Consider the following 21,588-nt stretch of genomic DNA (forward strand, 5'->3'; position numbering starts at 1 on the left):
AAGTTCATGCCTTCTTTGTTTCAACCCCGCTTAAAAGTGTTGAGAGTGGGGTATATTTTATAAAAATATATTGGTACATCTTATCTAGTTGTAATGATGACAAAAAACTAGGCGTGCGAATAAAATTACTATATACCCTAACCATAAAAGATTAAAAGGAATTTAATCATGGCTTATAAGCAAATCTCCGATCAAACCAGTGGCTTTTTTATTCCCTGCGTATCATTATTTGGACCTGGCTGTGTCAAAGAAGTGGGATCAAAAGCCAAAGATCTAGGTGCTAAAAAAGCGCTTATTGTAACTGACCAAGGGCTGAACAAAGCAGGTGTTCCAGACATTATCATTAAACATTTAAGCGAACAAGGTATTGATAGCTACGTATTTGCAGGCGCAGAGCCAAATCCAACTGACAAAAATGTCCACGATGGCGTCACAGCGTATCAGGATAACGGCTGTGATTTTATCATCTCATTGGGTGGTGGTTCGTCACATGACTGTGCAAAAGGGATTGGTCTAGTGACGGCAGGCGGTGGTCATATCCGTGACTATGAAGGTATTGATAAAAGTAAAGTGCCAATGACACCATTGATTGCTATTAATACCACGGCAGGCACGGCATCAGAGATGACACGTTTTTGTATTATCACCAATACCGATACCCACGTCAAAATGGCGATTGTAGATTGGCGTTGTACACCACTCATTGCTATTGATGACCCTCGACTGATGACTGCTAAACCTGCATCTTTAACTGCGGCAACAGGTATGGATGCGCTAACCCATGCAGTAGAGGCGTATGTATCGACTGCTGCAAATCCGATTACAGATGCTTGTGCTGAAAAAGCCATTCGAATGATTCAACAATGGCTGCGTCAAGCAGTAGCAAATGGCGAAAACATTGAAGCGCGTGAGGCTATGAGCTATGCTCAATACTTAGCAGGCATGGCGTTTAATAATGCCTCGCTAGGTTATGTACATGCGATGGCACACCAGTTAGGTGGGTTCTACAATCTGCCACACGGTGTCTGTAATGCGATTTTGTTACCGCACGTCTGTGAATTTAACCTTATCTCAACACCTGAGCGTTATGCAGATATTGCAGAATTTATGGGCATCGACATCAAAGGCATGACTCGAGCAGAAGCAGGTAAGGCAGGCATCAATGCAATTCGTGAGCTATCCCAAGCAGTAGGTATTCCTACGGGACTTACTGAGCTTGGTGTTAAACAAGAAGACCTTGCCATCATGGCAACCAATGCCCAAAATGATGCTTGTATGCTCACCAACCCACGCAAGGCAAATCATGAACAGGTCGTCGCAATCTTCGCAGCTGCCATGTAAATGTAAAATCAAACTAAAACAGACTCACAGCAGTGAAAAAGGGGACTTTAATAGTCTCCTTTTACATTGAGCGCTGATACAAAGCGCATAAATTTTTGCGTAAATTGATTAAAATATAGTAGCATAAAGGGATGAAACAAAAACTTATCACTCGCTTATACCATTGCCAATGCTTACTGCTAACCCAAGAAAGCTACCCACTTAGTCACTATGCCAAGCCTCATCTAGCACAAAATCTGATAGCAAAAAATCTCGTAGTAAAAAATCTAGTACCACAAATCAGCGATAACCGCATCTACAAGCGAGCCACCGATGGTAGACGCACACTTGACCATTTTAACGCTATGCGTAGCTCTACTATCAAACACAATCCTATCTTTGATAAAACCAGACCGGTTCAACTATCAACAAGTCAATATAATCGCCAATAAAACATCATGACCCATTTAAACAATAAGTTTAATCAATAAGGATATTTATCATGTTAAAAAAGTATAAGCCGACACTCGATAAATTAGCGAAGATCGTAGGGAAGTCTCATGTACTCATCGATGAACAAGATACCCGTCATTATCGACAAGGCATACGTTTTGGTGAGGGAAAAGTGTTGGCTGTGGTATGTCCCGGCACCTTACTTGAACAATGGCAGGCACTACAAACAATTATTGAGGCAGATTGTGTGGTAATTATGCAAGCTGCCAATACAGGACTGACAGGCGGCTCTACACCTTATGGTGATGAATATGATCGTCCAGTCATCATTATGAGTACTCGGCGTCTACAAGGTATTCAAGTGATTTTAGATGGCAAACAAGTCGTGTGTTTACCAGGCGCAACTTTGGATAATCTTGAGCGTACTTTAAAGCCTTATAATCGTGAACCGCATTCCGTGATTGGGTCATCATGTATTGGCGCTTCAGTTTTAGGTGGCGTGTGCAACAATTCAGGCGGCGCGCTGGTACGTCGTGGACCTGCTTATACTGAAATGGCGTTGTATGCCCGTGTCAATGAATCGGGTGAGTTAGAATTGATTAATCATCTAGGTATTGATTTAGGCAACACGGCTGAAGAGATACTCACCAGACTGCAAAAACAAGACTATGAAACCGGTCAGGTAACCACCCAAACTAGCCAGCTGGCATCAGACAATCGTTACGCGCATGACGTTAAGCAAGTCGATGCAGATAGTCCTGCTAGATTTAATGCCGATCCGACACGGTTATATGAAGCATCGGGGTCAGCGGGTAAAGTCTGTGTGTTTGCGGTGCGACTCGATACCTTTGAAAAAGTTGAGAGTAAGGTTTTTTATATCGGCTCAAATGACCATGATGACTTAACAGCAATACGTCGTTATTTGCTGACATCGTTACCCAGCTTGCCGATTGCTGGAGAATATATTCATCGGGATGCCTTTAGTATTGGCGCAAAGTATGGCAAAGACACTTTCTTGTTTATTGAACGTTTTGGCACGGTGAATATACCCAGAGCATTAGCCCTCAAAGATCGCGTTGATGGGTGGTTGGAAAAAATCAAGATACGAGGGTTAACTGATCAAATTTTACAAGCTATCACCTTTTTCTTACCTAGTCATTTACCGCAGCGCATGCTAGCATTTCATCAGCGTTTTGAGCATCACTTGATTCTACGAGTGGACGAGCAAAGCGCAGAACAGACACAGCAGTTTTTAAATGAGTATTTTGCCGTTCATTCTACTGGCTCGTATTTTGCCTGTACGGAGGAAGAAGGTCGCAAAGCTTTCTTACACCGTTTTGCTGTTGCCGGAGCGGCGATACGATATCGTGATACCCATCGAGCAGAGGTTGAGGATATTGTGGCATTGGATATTGCGTTACGACGTAATGATAGAGAATGGGTGGAAAAAATCCCCGCAGATCTAGAACAACATATGTTACATAAATTATATTATGGGCACTTTTTTTGTCATGTATTTCACCAAGATTACATCGTCAAAAAAGGCACTAATCCACTGGATATTGAACATCAGATGTGGCAGCTGCTAGATGAGCGTAGAGCAGAATACCCCGCAGAACACAATGTGGGTCATTTATATGTTGCTAAGCCAGCATTAGCCAATTTTTATCGAAAGCTAGATCCTACCAACACCTTTAATGTGGGGATTGGTCACACTTCAAAGTTAAAATACTGGCGCAAACCTAACGCATGACGACATTTAACTAGGTAAGCATCCGACCATCAGGGCAATCGCACGATAAAATTTTATCGAACAGTAGCTGCTCAAGATAAACTATTCCAGATAAGCTGTTTAAGATAAGCGTTATTTTGCGATGCCCCAATTTTACGATGGTAAACAGACAGTTTAACATCGTCATGCTCATTTTTTGTTTACTGTCAGATAGTGGGTAAGTTCTATCCGCAATTAAACCAATCCAAGCGCTTCAATCAATTGTTTATTTGGATTGACTTGGTTCATGCTGTAAAAATGCATTGACGGCACGCCTTCGGCAATCAAACGCTCACAGAGATTGACCATCACTTCAAACCCAAATTGACGAATGGCTTTTTTGTCATCGCCATAGTCTGCAAGCTGTTTACGGATAAAACGTGGAATATCTGCCCCACAGCCATCGGCAAACCGAATCAAATTTGACGCATTGGTGATGGGCATAATGCCTGCGATAATTGGAAACTCATCTTGTGTCACCCCTTTTTTGGCAAGGGCATCACGCAGATATAGATAGCTGTCAGCGTTGTAGAAAAACTGGGTAATCGCTTCAGTCGCACCTGCGCGGTATTTATTGAGCAAGTTTTGGATATCGGCATCAAAGCTTTTGGCTTGCGGGTGCATTTCTGGATATGCAGCCACTTTGATACGAAAATAATCACCGCTATGCTCACGTATGTATTTAACCAAATCGACAGCAAACGGCAGCTCGCCAAGACCCACCATACCCGATGGCAAATCACCGCGCAGCGCCACCAAGCGATTAATACCTAACGATTTATAATAATCCAATAACTCGCCAATTTTGGCTTTATCATCGCCAATACAGGATAAATGCGGGGTGATAGGCGTATCACTTTTTTCACTCAGTGCCTTAACGATACCTAAGGTGCGCTCACGGGTTGACCCACCTGCGCCATAAGTCACGCTAAAATATTGAGGTTTTAAAGCATTTAATTCATCAAAGGTTGCCAATAATTTGGTTTGACCGTCATCGGTCTTGGTGGGAAAAAATTCAAAAGAAAACGGCGTTGTCATGGTGGTCATGAAAGTATCCAAAATGATAAAAAATACCACCATTATAACGGGTAAAACAGTAAAAAAATTGAATTTTTTGGCATAAATATTGAGTTAAACTGCATAAAAAAAGCCATGTCCATTGGCATGGCTTTGATTGAACCTTTAACAAATAGTAGTTATAGCTATTAGTATTTATAGCTATCAGGTTTGAACGGACCTTCAATTGGCACACCGATATAATCGGCTTGTTGCTGCGTCAATTTAGTCAGTACCCCATTAAAGCCTGCGACCATGGCTGCTGCCACTTCTTCATCGAGTTTTTTCGGCAATACTTTGACATATAAATTGTCCGCTTTTTTGTCCGCAGGCAAATCAGCAAATTTTTCTTTGAATAAGTGCATTTGTGCCAATACTTGGTTAGCAAAAGAACCATCCATAATACGTGATGGGTGACCTGTGGCATTACCCAAATTGACCAAACGACCTTCCGACAATAAAAGCAAGTAATCGTTTTCATCTTCTGATCGATAGACTTGGTGTACTTGAGGCTTCACTTCCACCCATTTCCAGTTGTCACGCATAAACTGGGTATCAATCTCAGTATCAAAGTGACCAATATTACAAACCACTGCGGTGGCTTTTAATGCTTTTAACATATCGCTATTACAGACATGGTAATTACCAGTGGTAGTGACCACCAAGTCAGTATCTTGCATAAGGGTTTTGTTGACGCCTTTGGCAGGGTCACCTTCCACAAATGGCGAAACTAATTCATAGCCATCCATACAAGCTTGCATACCACAAATTGGATCGGCTTCCGTCACTCGTACTACCATGCCTTCTTGACGTAGGCTTTGAGCCGAACCTTTACCCACATCGCCATAACCGATAACAAGCGCACGACGACCCGCCAAAAGCATATCGGTACCACGTTTGATGGCATCGTTTAGACTATGACGACAGCCATATTTGTTGTCATTTTTTGATTTGGTCACTGCGTCATTGACATTAATGGCGGGTACTTTTAGGGTGCCTGCATTGAGCATTTCAATTAGACGATGTACCCCTGTTGTTGTCTCTTCTGAGATACCGTGAATGTTGTCGAGCATTTGCGGGTAGTCGTTATGAATCAGCGCCGTCAAGTCACCGCCATCATCTAAAATAATATTGGCATCCCATAGCTTGCCCGTGGCTTCACCGCCTTCAAAAATCTGCTGGCGAAGACACCATTCGTATTCTTCCTCAGTTTCGCCTTTCCAAGCAAACACAGGAATACCGGCTGCTGCGATGGCGGCAGCGGCATGGTCTTGGGTTGAGAAAATATTACAAGAAGTCCAGCGTACTTCAGCACCCAGCGCCACGAGCGTTTCAATCAATACCGCTGTTTGAATGGTCATGTGGATACAGCCCACAATCTTGGCGCCTTTTAAAGGCTGCACGGTTTGGTAGCGTTGGCGTAAGCCCATCAAAGCAGGCATTTCAGTTTCAGCCAGTTTGATTTCTTTGCGACCATAGTCGGCAAGGCTAATATCGGCAACTTTATAATCAGAAAAATTTGAATCGGTAGAATTGATAGACAGGGACACTGCGTCCACTCCTTAATAACCAGTAAAAAAAGTTAAAGTAAAAACGCAGATGCCGTTATTTATTTTGTATTTATTTTGGTTAAAATACAAAAAACGAGCCTAGCGCAGGCAAGCAAATATAAATTAAGCGAACCTTAAGCTGCAGCATCTCTCGATAGGCGTATTGTAAAAAAAATTAACATAAAAGTCATTCTCTTAATTGCAACATCAACTTAAGTCTTTTAAAAAAGCAACATTTTTGATAAAATATTACACTTCATCCTATGTAATTACATAAACATATAGAAAAGTTATACAAAATTAAAAGACATTGCTGAAAAATTACGTTTTAATATACCTAAGAGAAACGTAACAAAATATGTCAACTAATTTACTTTTTCTTTATATGTCATTCATCGCTTGAAAGTCTTTTAGATTTTTAAGAGAAATGATAAATTTACTTTATCCTGTCCTTAGGAGATTTATATGAAAGTTTTGAAATTAGCTGCTATTCCTGCTGCTTTAATCGCAACTTCTGCTTTTGCTGAAACTGTAGTTGTTGACCAACAAGTTGTTGCACAGCCTGTTGCCGTATCTACTACCACCTACGATCCAAACTCAGGTGTAGTAAAAAACACAACAACTCAATTGGTTTCTGGTACTAGAACGTTTTTTGATACCGTAACACATCCTGCCGCTATCAGTGCCGAAGTAGGTACTTTAGGTTATGGTGCTAATCTTGGTTGGGCTCTAAACGATAAGACTGAGCTTGTAGTTGGTTGGGCTGGCGGTGATATTGGTGATTTAAAAAACACCATCAAAATTGAAGATGTTAAATATGACTTAGAAACAGATTCAAGCAACCCATATATTGGTGTGAATTTACGTCCAGCTGGAAATTGGTTTACTGTGGGTGTTGGAACCATTTTTGGTGACAACGAAATCACCTTGAAAAAACAAGCGACTGAAACTAAACCAGTTAACATCAATGGTAACTCTTACTATGGTAACATTGAAGCTTCAGCTGAAAATAAAAACACTTTGAACCCATACTTAACTATTGGTTTCCGTCCTAATATCACTAATAACTTTGGTGTATTTGGTGAAATTGGTGCAGCTTACACGGGTGGCTTAAAAGTAACTGATGCTAACACGCGAGTTCTAGATGCCAATGGTCAAGAAATTACAAAATTCGACAATAATCAATTAAAATCTGACTTACAACAAGATTTGGATGATTCAAATTATTCAAAATGGTATCCAATCGCTAAAATTGGTGCAACTTACCGTTTCTAATTTGTTAGCGTAAGCTGTAGAAAAACGACACTTTTGGTGTCGTTTTTTTTTGCTGAATCATTGCCAAAAGTTTGCTTTATTGATACTATCCGCTATCAATTTTTGAGGCGAGATTTGTTGATGTATAACAAAGATTTAGCTTGCTTGGCGCAAGCAAGTGTGATGGATAGCATTCATTGTAGTGTCAATCTTATCAGTTCACCTATGTGGGATTGGTTGGTGTGGATTTTGATTTGTATTGGTGTGTTTTTCACCGTCATGACAGGGTTTGTTCAATTTCGTTTATTTGGACATAGTGTCAAAAATTTGCTGGCTAGTCGAAGCACCGAACATCACGAGCATAGTGAGAGTATCTCATCGTTTCAAGCGTTTATGACAGGACTGGCGAGTCGTGTCGGTACAGGGAATATCGCAGGAGTTGCTATTGCCGTGAGTGTTGGCGGACCGGGTGCGGTATTTTGGATGTGGTTTATTGCTTTGATTGGGATGGCATCGGCGTTTGCTGAGTCGTCATTGGCACAATTATTTAAGGTGCGAGATGCCAATGGGCATTTTCGGGGTGGACCTGCTTACTATATCCGTCAGGGTTTAGGGCAAGGTTGGCTAGGTGTGGCGTTTGCAGTGAGTCTGATTTTGTGTTTTGGCTTGGTATATAATGCCATTCAAGCCAATACCATCGCCCAAGCGGTACAATCAGCCGTCGGTTGTACGGGCGATAATACCTGTGCTTCATGGGGAACAGGTAAACATGTGGTAGCGATATTGTTGGTTATCATTTCTGCACCGATTATTTTTGGTGGGATAAAACGCGTTGCCACCATTTCAGAAATGCTAGTACCTGTGATGGCAGGGGTGTATCTGCTAATGGCGTTGTATATTATTGTGACCAATATCACCATGATTCCACAGGTATTTAATTTGATTTTGACCGATGCCTTTACTTTTAATGCGGCAGCGGGTGGGGCGTTAGGCGGTTTGGTATCGCAGTCGATGATGCTTGGGATTAAGCGGGGTTTGTACTCTAACGAAGCAGGTCAAGGCTCTGCCCCCAATGCCGCTGCTGCTGCGGATGTGCCTCACCCCGCCACACAAGGACTGATTCAAAGTTTGGGTGTTTTTGTGGATACCATTATTGTCTGTTCTTGTACTGCGTTTATTATTTTATTATCAAAACTGCCCACCGCTGATTTGACAGGCATTCAATTGACCCAAGCCGCGTTAGAAAGTCATGTGGGTTCATGGGCGCAAATTTTCCTAGCGGTAGTGCTGTTCATGTTCGCTTTTTCGAGTATTATTGGCAACTACGCCTATGCCGAAACCAATGTGCAATATCTTAAGAATCATCCAATGATTTTAAATATATTTCGTATGTTAGTGCTCGCCTTTGTGTATTTTGGTTCTGTGGCTGAAGTGCCTATGGTGTGGGATATGGGGGATTTGATGATGGCGATTATGGCGTACATTAATCTTGTCAGTATCGTTCTGTTGTCAAAATATGTATTTATTTTGGCAAAAGATTATTCCGCTCAAATCAAATCAGGTGTTAAGCATCCTGTTTTTAACATCAATAAATACCCCGCCATAAAAGCCAAAGTCACATCGGGAATATGGGAAAAGTAGCGATTAGACAATAAAAAAAGCCGTTGGTTATCAATGGCTTTTTATTGTTTGGCTAGGTATCATAAGCGATACCAATAAATAGTGCGTTTTTTTATAGGTTTTTAAAACAGGGTTTAGAACAGGCTTTAACACCCAATCAGATGATTGATTTTTCAAATACCTGCCGTAATTCAAAACTGGTATGCACTTGTGCGATACCTTCGATACGGTTTAGACGATGCAATAAAAATTCTTCATAATGCGCCATATCTTTGACCAAAGCTTTGATAAGATAGTCTTCGCTGCGCCCTGTCACTATACTACAGCTGACCACTTCAGGAAATTCTCGTAGTTTTTTTTCAAAATTGCTAAAGCGTTCTGCCGTATGTTTATCCATGCTAATGGCAATATAGACTGACAGTTGATAGCCTAATTTTCTAGGGTCGGTGGTGACACTATAACCCGTGATCACACCGGCATCCTCTAATTGCTTGACTCTGCGCGCACAGGGGGTAGGGCTTAAGTTTACGCTTTCCGCCAATTCAAGGTTACTCATGCGTGCATTTTCTCGTAATAGCGCTAAAATTTGTCTGTCTATTTTATCTAATGAAGTCATGGCAAACTCTCAAAATTAGTGATTTTAACTAAACAATATAATTATAGTAGCCATAAATATCAAATTCTATGTTTTTTATAGCAAAATTTAGTTACTTCAACTACAAAAAAATGGATATAATTTCATCATAGAATTTTAAGTAAAATTAAATGTGGAGAATTAGCATGTCAATACAACCCAAAAACGCGGCTTTTAATCATAAAAAATACCAACCCTTTGCGTTTGCACCAAAGATGACCCAGCGTACTTGGCCCGATAAAACGATCACCAAAGCGCCCATATGGACGTCGGTGGATTTGCGAGATGGTAACCAAGCTTTGATTGAGCCGATGAGCATTGAACAAAAAATGCGCTTCTTTGACTTGTTGGTGCAAGTGGGTTTCAAAGAAATTGAGATTGGTTTTCCATCAGCGGCACAGGTGGAGTATGACTTTACCCGTAAACTAATCGAAGGCGGACACGTACCCGACGATGTGACCTTGCAAGTATTGGTGCAGGCACGCGAACATTTGATTCGCCGTACCTTTGAGTCGCTAAAAGGTGCCAAACGTGCCATCGTCCACGTGTATAACTCAACCTCAAAAGTGCAGCGCGAAAAAGTGTATCAAAAAGATTATGATGACATCATTGCGATTGCGGTTGAAGGTGCAACATTATTGCGTGATTTGGCGAAAGAATACCCTGAAACCGAATGGATTTTTGAATATTCCCCTGAAAGTTTCTCGCAAACCGAGGTCGATTTTTCGGTCAAAATCTGTGATGAGGTGTGTAAAGTTTGGCGCCCGGACTTAGGTCAAAAAGTAATCTTTAACTTGCCATCAACCGTAGAAAGCTCAACGCCCAATATCTATGCCGATCAGATTGAATATTTTTGCCAAAACTTACCCATGCGAGAGCATGTGATTGTGAGCCTTCACACCCACAATGACCGTGGCTGTGCTGTGGCTGCCAGTGAGTTAGGTTTGATGGCAGGCGCTGACCGTATTGAAGGTACGCTTTTTGGTAATGGCGAGCGCACAGGCAATATGGACATCATGGTCATGGCGATGAATATGTATAGCCAAGGCGTAGACCCACAGCTTGATTTTAGTAACATGAGCGAAATCGCCCAAGTGGTGAGTGAGTGCAATCAGTTACCGATTCATCCACGCCATCCTTATGTGGGCGAGTTGGTATTTACCGCTTTTAGTGGCTCGCACCAAGATGCCATCAAAAAATCGCTAGATTATAACGAGCAAAATGCCGAAACCACCCAAGGCTTATGGGATGTGGCGTACTTGCCGATTGACCCTGCTCATATCGGACGCGGCTATCAGGATGTCGTGCGTATCAATAGCCAGTCAGGGAAAGGCGGTGTTGCTTATATCTTGCAACGTGACTTTGGTTTTCATTTGCCGCGCTGGACGCAAATTGACTTTAGCCGTGTCATTCAGCAAGAAGCTGAAAGTCGCCAGACAGAGTTGACCTCAGATGATGTTATTAGCGTGTTTAAAAACACTTATTTGAACCAATCTACTTTGGCGTTGCAAGATTATGAAATCAAGAACACCGCTGGCTCAGTAAGCTTTACAGGCTCTGTGCGCATGGGGGATGATATCATAGACGTCGTTGGTAATGGTAATGGTCCGTTGTCTGCCTTTATCAATGCCATCTCTGCCAAATTGAACAAAAATATTCACGTTATCAACTATGCAGAGCATGCGTTAACGGTGGAAAGTCAAAGCCCGCTCACCCAAAACAACAGTGATGCCAATGCCGTTGCTTACTTACAGTTGAATATTGAAGGTGAGATTTATTCAGGTATCGGCACTTGCTCAAGCACCGTATCAGCGATGTTAAAAGCCGCCTTATCTGCGTTGGCACAAGCGCAGATTGCCGATACTGAGCATCATTAATTAGCTTTATAAAGCGCAAATTTATCCGTAGCTTTTATCCGCAAAAGAGCAATTGCCCTAGTTGCTCTTTTTTTATGGGCTAACAGGTGAAATGCCTAGATTAATAGTACACAGGGCTGATAGCAAAAGGGGTTTAATTCCAAACATACTATTTTATGGTATGATAGAGGCATTTTAAATTTTACAGTAATAATAGAGTTGTATGATGCATTGCGATATTTATAAATTTAGCAAAAAAGATGACCTGTATGTGTACATTGCTCGTCCAGATTATCCCAATGACACGGATGAGATTCGTGACTGGTTGTCAGTGTTGCCCAAGGATTTTCGCCAAGCGATTGGGCGCGAAACCTTTGTGATGCATTTGGATTTGGCGAATACGCCAAAGCTTGCACGAGTCAATAAAGCAGAAGTGTTAGAAAAGTTGCAAAGCCAAGGGTATTTTGTGCAAATGCCGCCTGAAGATGTGTTGTTACGCCAAGCAAAATTGAATATGGCAGAAGCGCAGCAGAACAAGTGGCAGTAGCAAAATTTTAACCAAATGATTTGAATCATGCTAAAATAATCTATCTATTTTTGGCAAGGCAAAATTATGTTTGCATTTTTATCACTCGAGCAAATCGGTAATGTGCTAGGCGAAATCATCATTTGGTGGGCGCAGCTGGTTCAAGGTGTGCCGCCAGACAAATTACCCCTATATGCCTATGTGGGATTTTCCATTGTGGTATTACTGCTTTGGATTTTAGTGGTACGGATTTTGCCAAAAACGCTTGCAGGTTTGAGTTGGATTATTCTATTTGCGATTTTGCTCACGCCAACCACTTCCCTTGGTACACCGCCTGACATCGCCCCAGCGAGCATTTCAGTGGTTTATGGGGTTTTACTCAAAGATCCAGCAATTATCTTTAATGGGTTGCTACCAATTATGGTTGTCATTACAGTGGGCTGTATTTTAGGTTTTATTTGGCAAATTCTTCGAATGGGCATCGATAAAACCAACAAAAAACATGCGTTAAATAACGCCAATATCAGCCAGCCTAGCCGCTAAGTTATGAGAGTGATAAGCCAACAAGCTGTTACGGCTTAACTTTTTATAGCTTAATCTTTTAAAGCTTAACCTTTTACTTATAGCTTAACTTTCCCTAAAACTTATGATAGTCTGAAACTCATTTTTGACGATTATCATAGGTTTTTTTATGTCTGACCATCAGCCAAATGCTGCTATCCAAAATAGCGTCACCCAAAGCAGTTTTAAAAGCACCGATAGTTATATCGCCACTGACAGCCTAAAGCTTGCCGTCAACGCTGCGATTCAATTGCAAAAACCGTTACTCATCAAAGGGGAACCTGGCACGGGTAAAACGCTACTGGCTGAAGAAGTGGCAAAAAGTTTAGGTATGCCGCTTTTAACTTGGCACATCAAATCAACCACCAAAGCCGAACAGGGCTTGTATGAGTACGATGCGGTATCACGCCTGCGGGATAGTCAATTGGGTGATGACCGCGTGTATGATATTGCCAACTACATCAAGGCAGGCAAGTTATGGCAAGCATTTACCAGTCCTGAGCGTGTGGTGCTGCTCATTGATGAGATTGATAAAGCGGATATTGAGTTCCCCAACGACTTGCTGCATGAGCTTGATAAAATGTCGTTTTATGTGTATGAAACTGGCGAAACGATTACCGCCGATCATCGTCCCGTCGTTATTATCACGTCAAACAATGAAAAAGAACTGCCTGATGCCTTCTTGCGTCGTTGCTTTTTTCATTATATTGATTTTCCTGACCAAGCAACCATGCGCGAAATTGTGGATGTGCATTTCCCCAATCTACAAACAGACTTGGTGGATGAAGCGCTCAAGGTGTTCTACGGTCTACGAGAAGTCAAAGGCTTAAAAAAACCGCCATCTACCTCTGAGTTGATAGATTGGATTAGTTTGCTGATGGCCGATGATTTACAAGCGGGCAGTCAAAATGCGATTGAGCGGTTGAAAAATCCAAGCGATAGCTTACCGCCCATGGCGGGGGCGTTATTAAAGAATGAAAATGACTTGAGTTTACTTGAACGTATGGGCTTTATGCTGCGTCGTAGTCGATAGGGGATTGGTGTGTTTATCAATCTTTTTTACACCTTACGCACTTATGGCGTGCCAGTTTCCACCCGTGAATTGCTAGACCTTTATGCCTTGCTAGAATCAGGCATTGTGTTTGCCGACCGTGAACAATTCTACGAGTTGATTCGCCTATGTATGATCAAAGACGAAAAATACTTTGATAAATTTGACCGTGCCATGGCGGATTATTTTGAAGGTATTGATACACTCGACATTGACGAGCTGATGGCAAAATTGGGTAATATCCCTAAAGAATGGCTGGAACTCAAACTTGACCCCAACAATCTCACCGAAGCCCAGCGGCGCCTACTCAAAAAATATGGCTCGCTTGAAGCACTCATGAAAGCACTAGAGGAACGGCTAAAAGAACAAAAAGAGCGACACCAAGGCGGTAACAAATGGGTCGGTACAGGCGGCTCATCGCCATTTGGGGCGTATGGCGACCATCCTGAAGGTATCCGCGTGGGTGGTGAAAGCCGAAAACGCAGCGCGGTCAAGGTGTGGGAGCAGCGCAAATACCGCGATTTGGATACGGATAACCAGTTAGAAACCCGCTCCATGCAGATGGCACTGCGTAAACTGCGTAAATTCGCCCGTGATGGGGCGGCTGATGAGCTTGATATTGGCTCAACCATCAAGAAAACCGCGCAAAAAGGGATGCTTGATGTACAGCTGCGTCCCGAACGCCGTAATCGTGTCAAAGTGCTCATGCTGTTTGATATCGGTGGTAGCATGGATAGCTATATTGAAGCGTGTGAGCGCTTATTTGCCGCTGCCAAAAATGAGTTTAAGACGCTTGAATTCTTTTATTTTCATAACTGCGTGTATGAGTATGTTTGGACAGAAAATGCCCGCCGTAACGCCAGTGCCGTGCCCACATTGGATGTGCTACACAAATACGGCAGTGATTATCGGGTGATTTTTGTCGGTGATGCGGCAATGTCGCCTTATGAGTTGTTATCTGTCGGCGGCAGCGTTGAGTATATGAGCCAAGATACGGGACAGGCGTGGCTAAAACGTATCACTAACCACTTTGATAAAGTCGCATGGCTCAATCCTGAGACACCAAGCTACTGGCAATACACCCAGACCATCGGCTTAATCAAAGATATCATGCAAGGTCATATGTATCCGATGACCTTGCATGGGATTGAAGATATGACTAAGTATTTGGCGCGGTAAGATTTTTAAGGGAATTAAAAAAGCATGAATCAATTTCATGCTTTTTTTGTGCTGATAGGCGGATAGTCATCTAAAAACTGATATTAAGCTAAAGGCTGCTAGTCAGCTAACATTAGTTTAGACCACTTACACGTTCAATAACAACGTTGCCTGTGCCCGTGCTTGCTAAGCCAATTTGTTTGGCGGCGGCATACGATAAATCTAAGACGCGATGGCTTGAAAACGGACCGCGGTCATTGACTTTTACCACAACGCTTTTGCCGTTTGATTTGTTGGTTACTTTGATATAACAGTTCATTGGCAATGAGCGATGCGCCGCAGTCAACGAATTGGCATCAAAAGTATCACCGCTAGCAGTTTTGCGACCTTGAAACTGACGACCATACCAAGAGGCGACACCCGTTTGGCTAAAGCGATTGACCGTATTGGATGCAACGGCAGAAAGACGCTCTAACACGTCTGAATCTTTGCTAGCTTGTGAAGTGTCTTGGCTGATAAGTTGGCTGTCTAAGGCAAGGTTACGAGGTTGGCGGGCTGATTTGACTAAGTCTGATGCATTGTTGTGCTGGCGGGTTAACTCATTAAGTACGTGATCTAAATTGCTCGTGGCTGCTTGGGTAGTTGAGCTAAGCGCCGTTACGCCACAAAAGCAAAGTAACGTCGCTACATTAGCTAAATTCGATTGACGCTTTGACATAATGACCTCTGAACAATCGCTCTTTACAATGAGCGCCTTATATTTGGGAGCCAATAAGCCTTTACTTTATATGTCATGCATACAAATCGCTTATAGGGCACCAAGAAAATTTATGAGATTTAACAATTAGTTTACAAATTTTACTTTGTTTCGGTATGTAATTGTTCAATCTTGATGACCCACAATAAGCAATTACGCGATTAAAATCACGATTTATTTAGATAAAAGGTATAAAAAAATAGATAAACGGTAAAAATTATTAAGTTTTACCGTCATAATTGTTTAAAACTACTCATAAAAAGGATATCTTTTATGCTAACTTTTTTACGTTTTTTACATTTAAAAATACCTATTTACATAAATAGTTACATAAATAATTGTTTATAAATAATCTATTTACAAACAAAATAGTTTCGAAAATAGTGTGACGGTTATTTAACATTATGCGAGGCAATTGACATCACTAAACCAAATCCTGCCATCAAAGTAATTAAAGCAGTACCGCCGTAGCTGATAAATGGCAAAGGAACACCGACAACTGGCAAAATACCTGCTACCATGCCGGCATTTACAAACACATACACAAAAAATGACATGGCAATCGCGCCCGAGAGTAATTTGCTATAGACAGCAGTATTGGAGTAAGCAATAAATAAGGCGCGGCATAGAATACAAAAATACAGGAACATCAGTAAACTGACACCAATTAAGCCAAACTCTTCAGAAAAAGCCGCAATGATAAAATCGGTGTGGCCTTCGGGTAAAAAATGTAGATGAGATTGTGTGCCTTGCAAGTAGCCTTTACCTGTGAGCCCCCCTGAGCCAATCGCGGTTTTTGACTGCATGATATTCCATCCAGCCCCCAAGGCATCGCTTTCAGGGTCTAGCAAAGTTAGGACGCGTTTGCGCTGGTAGTCGTGTAACAGGTATTCCCAAGCCACAAAAACAAAGGGAATAAACAGCGCCACCGCAGAGCCAATCATCCACCAAGGTAAACCCGACAAAAACAGCACAAATAAGCCACTAGACGCCACCAATAAAGAGGTGCCCAAGTCGGGCTGCTCAGCAATTAGCAGCACTGGAATACCAATCGCCACCAGCGTGATAAGCACTGTCGATAAACTTGGCGGCAAGTCGCGTTTGGATAAAAACCAAGCAGTGAGCATCGGCATGCCAAGCTTCATAAACTCTGACGGCTGGACACTACCAAACCCAGGAATACCAATCCAGCGCTGCGCACCCAGTCGCACCTCACCAATAATTTTGACCAGTATCAGTAACGCCACACCACCCACATAAAAAAACGGGGTAAAATCACGGTAAAGACTGGGCGGGATTTGCGCCATGACAATCATCACCACAAACGCGATGGTAAAACTAATGGTTTGACGGATGACCATTCCCATGTCTTGAGTAGAGGCACTATATAAAATGGCTAAACCAAACAAAGCTGTGACAAACAATAGCATCAATAACCAAGGGTCTAAATGCACGCGCTGCCAAAAGGAGGGTAGACTGTCATTACCAAAGTGATGAGCTTGCCTAGAAAAACGGTACTGTCCAATCTTATCTACCATACACACCAAACATCAAATTAACCCGGTGACAATAAGTCTGTAAAAAGACACAAAAATAGGCTCAATAGTTTATATGGCTTAATGTGATTTTGGTAGTCTTAATAATGTAATAGTTTATAACACTTGTTTCATAGAAATAAGTCACTATATTAAGTGAGCTATCAATTAAGCTTAATTATGTCTTAATTATGTAGTGAACATAACTATCAAGTAAAAGTTAAGTGAAAATAATTATCAAGTAGGCATGATTAGCTAAGTATATCAAGCCTACTTTTTTGACAGTTGCTCATCAGTCCGTGGTGTTTTTCCATTTTGACGAAACGTGAATAGGCAATCCATGACACATCAAAACAAGACCAAAAATAAACCAACCATTATCGAAGACAACGCGCAAACCGCCCAGTATGCCAATGCCAAAAGTGCCAATACCCAGAATATCAACACTACCAAGACTCAGAATACCAAAACCAAGATTTTAACAGGCATTGTTGGCTCAGGGATGATAATGACATTGCTTATCGCCTGTAATCATCCCGTCACACCCGTCGATAATCGAAAACCTACTACGACCATCGTTCGTCAAACCCAGCCAGACCCTAAAAATCCTACTGTCACGCAGACTGACAATATGCGCGGTCTTATTCTAAACCGTCAAAACACAAGCCGACCTACAACAGATTATGGCGCACTCAAAAATAGCACACGATACAATAGTAACGTTGTCTATACCAATGATGCAGATTTTAAGGATTGGTTAGCTAGCCACAGTTATCAGCAATCAGAAGTGTTGGCGTATCAAAATTACTTGCAAAGCCAATTAGGCACCATTCCGCCGATGGATCAGTTAATCACGAGTGCCAGAGATGCACGGCGCTGCGGTTTTGAGCCGTATGAAGTACCGCCTGCGTCACTATGGCAAAATATCGTGCCCACCCTACAAATGCTGCAGCAACTGCAAAAACAAGGTTACTTGCCGTATTCGACAGTGATACGCTCCGTGTATCGAAACCCTGCATTGAATGATTGTGCGGGCGGCGCGGGGGAGAGTAAGCACATGACCAATGGCGCGATTGATATTTGGATACCTGAAAACGAAGCCAACAAATGGGCAATAGAAAGCACCTTTGATGGGCTTTGCCAGTTTTGGCAGTCCAACGGGCAAAGCTATAATTTTGGACTCGGTTTGTATCCGACAGGCTCGGTGCATCTCGATACGCAAGGCTTTCGAAAATGGGGCGCAAGCCATAGTTCAAGCTCATCACCCTGCCGTTTTTAACCCTGTCGCAACTGTTAAGCTGTTAACATTGGCTATTTAGCGATTTTTGTTGCGGTTGTTGTGTTTGGCGTGGCGCTGCCAACCGTCACAATCAAAAACTTGTTAGGGTCAATGAGGTCTTTATAGCTTTGATTGACAGCGTTAAGGTCGGCGCGCTGTACGCGCATCACGTAATCGGTCAAGTAACTATCTGGCAGCTGATAAAACCCCATCATACCAATCGTGGAATTCATGGCGGCATTGCTAGCAAAGCTAGTTGGGAAACTGTTGATTAGACTGTCTTTGGTTAAAGCCAATTCGTTTGGCGTTACCCCTTTTTCTAGCGTATTTTTGATGACTTGCTTGGTCGCCTCAATTGCTTCTTGCGACTTTTGGTTACGGGTAGAAAAGCTAACGGTATAGCTACCTTGGGCAAGCATCGGCGTGGTGCTGCTATAAATGCCATAGGTGAGCCCGCGTTTTTTACGGATATCTTCCATCAATCTGGCTTGAAAGTTGCCGCCCCCGACGATTTCATCGGCAATGGCAAAGTTGGTTTGATGCTGCAAGCCTAAGGTATCCGCCACGCGTTTTTGACCCAATTGCCCCATCAATACGGTGGTTTGGGTGCTGTCAAATGGAATATGAATCGTTTTAGCGGCGTTCAAAGGCTTGGCATCGGCAAGCTTTGGGGCAGCTGTGCCAACAGGCATTTGAGCGGTTAGCTGATTGGCAAGCGCCCGCGCGCGCTCAAGACTGATATCGCCTGTAATAGCAATATTCGCGTTCTTCGCCACCAAAAACTGCTGGCCAAAAGCTTTGAGATCGGTGGCATTGATTTTGGCAATGCTCTCTTCCGTGCCTTGGGTGGGGTGGGCATAGGGATGATTGCCATAAAGCGCCGCAGCAAAGGCGTTGCTTGCGATGCTATCGGGGTCTTCTTTGGCCTGTTGCAGGCTGATTAGATACTGGGCTTTGGTACGTTCAAAATTTTTGTTTGGAAACGTAGGCTGGGTCATCATATCGCTCATTAAACCAAGCGCAGGGGATAAACGCGCTTCATCAGATAGACTGCGCAAACTCACAATAAACATGTCTTTATAAGCACGGGCAGATAAATCAATCCCAAGCTGCTCACTGGTTTCGGCAATCTCATCTTCGCTTTTATGGCGTGTGCCCTGATCGAGCATACTCGCGGTCAGGCTGGCAATCCCAAAACCGCCTTTTTTAATGGCTTCATCACGAGCTGAGCCTGCATTAAAATACACACTGACATCCACAATCGGTAAATGATGGGTTTGTACCAAAGCGACTGGGGTACCCGAATCCGTTGTAAAGTGGATGATATTTGGTAATGTCACTTTTAACGGTGGTGTGGTTTTTAGACTGGTTAATTTGTCTAAAGCGGCAATGGGTGCATTGGGGTCAATATTGCCACTACTGTGAGCGTCGCTATGAGTGGCAGGTTCTGCATGGCCCGCTTGCGTGGCAATGGTAGTCATTAGTAATAAGATTTTAGCTAAGCGTGTTTTCATTTTTTTTCTCAACATTCTAAGGATGGTCTGACAGCAATGAAGGTAAGTCAAGTGAGCGCAACTTAAGTCAGGATAAGTTAAGTTACTGGTTTTATAGTTATTTATTGGGTTTATTTTCTTTTACCACATTGAGCACGGTTAAATTGTTGTTAACCAAATATTTGCTAGCAGCAGCGTGTAAGTCACTTTCTGTGATGCTATCTAAGATTTTGGGTAGGTTAAACACCATCCGATCATCAAGCCCAATGCTGTTTAGACTGCCAATCATCTGCGCCTGTCCACTGATACTATCTTGGCTATAAATCAAGCTGGTCATGGTGTTGGTTTTGGCACGGGTCAGTTCACTTTGTGCAATCGGTTGGGTTTTGAGCGCGTCAATCTCAGCAATGATTGCTTGTTTGGCTTGGGCAAGCGTAACGCCATCTCGTGGGGTGGCTTGGATTAAAAATAGCCCATCGCCCCGACTAAAGGCGCTGTAACCACTACCGACTGACGCTAGTAGCTGTTTTTCCCGTACTAGGCGTTTTTCTAGGCGCGCAGATAGACCGCCATCGAGCACATCGGCTAGCAGCGATAGACTATAGGCAGTTTTGGGGTCTTTTGCTGTGGTAAGTGTTGGCACATTAAACGCCATCATGACCATAGGCACCTGTACCGGCAATTGGGTGGTTTTTTCTTGATAACCACGAAACCCTGGCTGTATCACACTGGGGCGCGTTGGCAGGGTTTGCGGTTTTTTATCGGCAAAGTATTTTTTGACTTCATTGATGGCGTTTGTGGGATTGACATCGCCCACGATTACTAAGGTCGCATTGTTGGGTGCATACCATGTTTTATACCAATCGGTTAGGTCGTTTAACCTAATGGATTCGATTTCTGCCATGGGACCAATGACCGATTCTCCTTTTGGGCTATTGGGGTAAGCCATTTTGCTAAATTGCTCATAGGCGCGGGCGTTTGGGTTATCATCGGTTCGCTGGCGGCGCTCTTCCATCACCACTTGGCGCTCAGCGGTAAAGTCGCTGTCCTTTAGCTGTAAATGGGTCATCCGATCGGCTTCAAGCTCTAGGGCGAGCGCTAAGCGATTGGCAGGGAAAATTTCATAATATGCGGTGTAGTCATAGCTGGTAAAGGCATTATTGCTACCGCCAAATTTGGCAATAAGGCGTTCAAAATCTACTGAGGACACGTTTTTTGTTCCCTTAAACATCATATGCTCAAGCAAATGTGACATACCGCCTAAGTTAGTGGGTTCATCCGCAGCACCCACGCGATACCATACTTGGCTTATCACCACAGGAGAGCGGTGATCTTCTTTGATTATCACCTTTAATCCATTATCCAGCGTATATTCATGGCGCGTTGCTGCCCTAGCGCTGTCAAAATCTGTGGGGCTCGGCGTTTGCTGGGTTGTGTCAGTTACCGCGTTAGCAGTTGGATGCGCGTTAATAGGCGTATTGGCTAAAGTCGGGGTAGTTTTAGTCGGCATGGTTTTGGCTGCGATGGTCTGCGCAGTGCTGCAACCTGATACACAGAGCGTATAGGTCAAGGCGGCAGCGAGGAGGGTAAGGTTAAAAAATGTGGGTTTTGACACAGGTTTTTGATTTAACATAGTTTCTCTTTAACTTTTAATCTGGTTTTTTTGATTGTGGGGCAATGGGGTTTGCAGGCATTATAAAAGATAAACCATGAT

At 42.8% G+C, this 21,588-nt stretch carries 18 protein-coding genes; 11 read left to right on the forward strand and 7 right to left on the reverse strand.

Annotation, left to right across the window (positions count from 1 at the left end; genetic code table 11):
* Nucleotides 1–168 precede the first annotated feature (168 nt).
* The 3 genes from mdh (at nt 169) to dld (ending at nt 3,526) form a co-directional block, all read left to right on the forward strand.
* The gene (mdh, locus tag RTP55_RS00005) at nt 169–1,341 is read left to right on the forward strand and encodes an iron-dependent methanol dehydrogenase (RefSeq protein WP_312383243.1); all 1,173 of its coding nucleotides are present in this window, start codon (nt 169–171) and stop codon (nt 1,339–1,341) included.
* Between the two features lie 131 nt (nt 1,342–1,472).
* Nucleotides 1,473–1,772: a hypothetical protein gene (locus tag RTP55_RS00010; protein ID WP_219331083.1), complete on the forward strand. Its 300-nt coding sequence runs from the start codon at nt 1,473–1,475 to the stop codon at nt 1,770–1,772.
* 50 nt (nt 1,773–1,822) lie between these two features.
* Nucleotides 1,823–3,526 carry a D-lactate dehydrogenase gene (dld, locus tag RTP55_RS00015; RefSeq protein ID WP_312383247.1) on the forward strand — a complete coding sequence of 568 codons (1,704 nt, stop codon included), beginning with the start codon at nt 1,823–1,825 and terminating at the stop codon, nt 3,524–3,526.
* 213 nt (nt 3,527–3,739) lie between these two features.
* On the opposite strand, the gene metF is transcribed toward dld, so the two are convergent.
* Both metF and ahcY read right to left on the reverse strand, forming a co-directional pair.
* Nucleotides 3,740–4,582 carry a methylenetetrahydrofolate reductase [NAD(P)H] gene (metF, locus tag RTP55_RS00020; protein WP_312383624.1) on the reverse strand — a complete coding sequence of 281 codons (843 nt, stop codon included), beginning with the start codon at nt 4,580–4,582 and terminating at the stop codon, nt 3,740–3,742.
* 167 nt (nt 4,583–4,749) lie between these two features.
* Nucleotides 4,750–6,138, reverse strand: a complete 1,389-nt coding sequence (gene ahcY / locus RTP55_RS00025) for an adenosylhomocysteinase (RefSeq protein WP_312383626.1) — start codon at nt 6,136–6,138, stop codon at nt 4,750–4,752.
* Between the two features lie 477 nt (nt 6,139–6,615).
* Here ahcY and RTP55_RS00030 point away from each other — a divergent pair, with 477 nt between their 5' ends.
* Together RTP55_RS00030 and RTP55_RS00035 are read left to right on the forward strand one after the other, a co-directional pair.
* Nucleotides 6,616–7,425 carry a hypothetical protein gene (locus tag RTP55_RS00030; RefSeq protein WP_312383249.1) on the forward strand — a complete coding sequence of 270 codons (810 nt, stop codon included), beginning with the start codon at nt 6,616–6,618 and terminating at the stop codon, nt 7,423–7,425.
* Nucleotides 7,426–7,587: 162 nt separating this feature from the next.
* On the forward strand, nt 7,588–9,045 hold the full coding sequence (locus RTP55_RS00035; RefSeq protein WP_312383629.1) for an alanine/glycine:cation symporter family protein: 1,458 nt from the start codon (nt 7,588–7,590) through the stop codon (nt 9,043–9,045).
* 136 nt (nt 9,046–9,181) lie between these two features.
* On the opposite strand, the gene RTP55_RS00040 is transcribed toward RTP55_RS00035, so the two are convergent.
* Nucleotides 9,182–9,640: an Lrp/AsnC family transcriptional regulator gene (locus RTP55_RS00040; protein WP_159676132.1), complete on the reverse strand. Its 459-nt coding sequence runs from the start codon at nt 9,638–9,640 to the stop codon at nt 9,182–9,184.
* A 164-nt stretch (nt 9,641–9,804) separates the two neighbouring features.
* Here RTP55_RS00040 and leuA point away from each other — a divergent pair, with 164 nt between their 5' ends.
* The 5 genes from leuA (at nt 9,805) to RTP55_RS00065 (ending at nt 14,831) form a co-directional block, all read left to right on the forward strand.
* Complete coding sequence (gene leuA / locus RTP55_RS00045) at nt 9,805–11,535, forward strand: 2-isopropylmalate synthase (RefSeq protein ID WP_312383251.1); 1,731 nt, start codon at nt 9,805–9,807, stop codon at nt 11,533–11,535.
* A 205-nt stretch (nt 11,536–11,740) separates the two neighbouring features.
* The gene (locus RTP55_RS00050) at nt 11,741–12,061 is read left to right on the forward strand and encodes a YcgL domain-containing protein (protein WP_065263882.1); all 321 of its coding nucleotides are present in this window, start codon (nt 11,741–11,743) and stop codon (nt 12,059–12,061) included.
* A gap of 66 nt (nt 12,062–12,127) precedes the next feature.
* The gene (locus tag RTP55_RS00055) at nt 12,128–12,583 is read left to right on the forward strand and encodes a resolvase (RefSeq protein ID WP_312383253.1); all 456 of its coding nucleotides are present in this window, start codon (nt 12,128–12,130) and stop codon (nt 12,581–12,583) included.
* Nucleotides 12,584–12,731: 148 nt separating this feature from the next.
* Nucleotides 12,732–13,634: an AAA family ATPase gene (locus RTP55_RS00060; protein ID WP_312383254.1), complete on the forward strand. Its 903-nt coding sequence runs from the start codon at nt 12,732–12,734 to the stop codon at nt 13,632–13,634.
* 9 nt (nt 13,635–13,643) lie between these two features.
* Nucleotides 13,644–14,831: a vWA domain-containing protein gene (locus tag RTP55_RS00065; RefSeq protein ID WP_312383257.1), complete on the forward strand. Its 1,188-nt coding sequence runs from the start codon at nt 13,644–13,646 to the stop codon at nt 14,829–14,831.
* Between the two features lie 112 nt (nt 14,832–14,943).
* Here RTP55_RS00065 and RTP55_RS00070 read toward each other — a convergent pair whose 3' ends face one another.
* The gene (locus RTP55_RS00070) at nt 14,944–15,528 is read right to left on the reverse strand and encodes a septal ring lytic transglycosylase RlpA family protein (RefSeq protein WP_312383258.1); all 585 of its coding nucleotides are present in this window, start codon (nt 15,526–15,528) and stop codon (nt 14,944–14,946) included.
* A gap of 431 nt (nt 15,529–15,959) precedes the next feature.
* Complete coding sequence (gene rodA / locus RTP55_RS00075; RefSeq protein WP_282840907.1) at nt 15,960–17,105, reverse strand: rod shape-determining protein RodA; 1,146 nt, start codon at nt 17,103–17,105, stop codon at nt 15,960–15,962.
* Nucleotides 17,106–17,442: 337 nt separating this feature from the next.
* Between rodA and RTP55_RS00080 the strand changes: the two genes are divergently transcribed.
* Complete coding sequence (locus tag RTP55_RS00080; RefSeq protein ID WP_312383263.1) at nt 17,443–18,381, forward strand: D-Ala-D-Ala carboxypeptidase family metallohydrolase; 939 nt, start codon at nt 17,443–17,445, stop codon at nt 18,379–18,381.
* A 32-nt stretch (nt 18,382–18,413) separates the two neighbouring features.
* Here the strand turns inward: RTP55_RS00080 and RTP55_RS00085 are convergent, their stop codons facing one another.
* Together RTP55_RS00085 and RTP55_RS00090 are read right to left on the reverse strand one after the other, a co-directional pair.
* The gene (locus RTP55_RS00085) at nt 18,414–19,895 is read right to left on the reverse strand and encodes a M16 family metallopeptidase (RefSeq protein ID WP_312383265.1); all 1,482 of its coding nucleotides are present in this window, start codon (nt 19,893–19,895) and stop codon (nt 18,414–18,416) included.
* Nucleotides 19,896–19,992: 97 nt separating this feature from the next.
* A complete protein-coding gene (locus RTP55_RS00090) occupies nt 19,993–21,507 on the reverse strand; it encodes a M16 family metallopeptidase (protein WP_312383267.1) in 1,515 nt (504 codons plus the stop codon).
* Between the last annotated feature and the right edge of the window lie 81 nt (nt 21,508–21,588).

Origin of the sequence: Moraxella sp. CTOTU47579 (assembly GCF_032004885.1) — a bacterium.
GTDB classification, from domain to species: Bacteria; Pseudomonadota; Gammaproteobacteria; order Pseudomonadales; family Moraxellaceae; genus Faucicola; species Faucicola tetraodonis.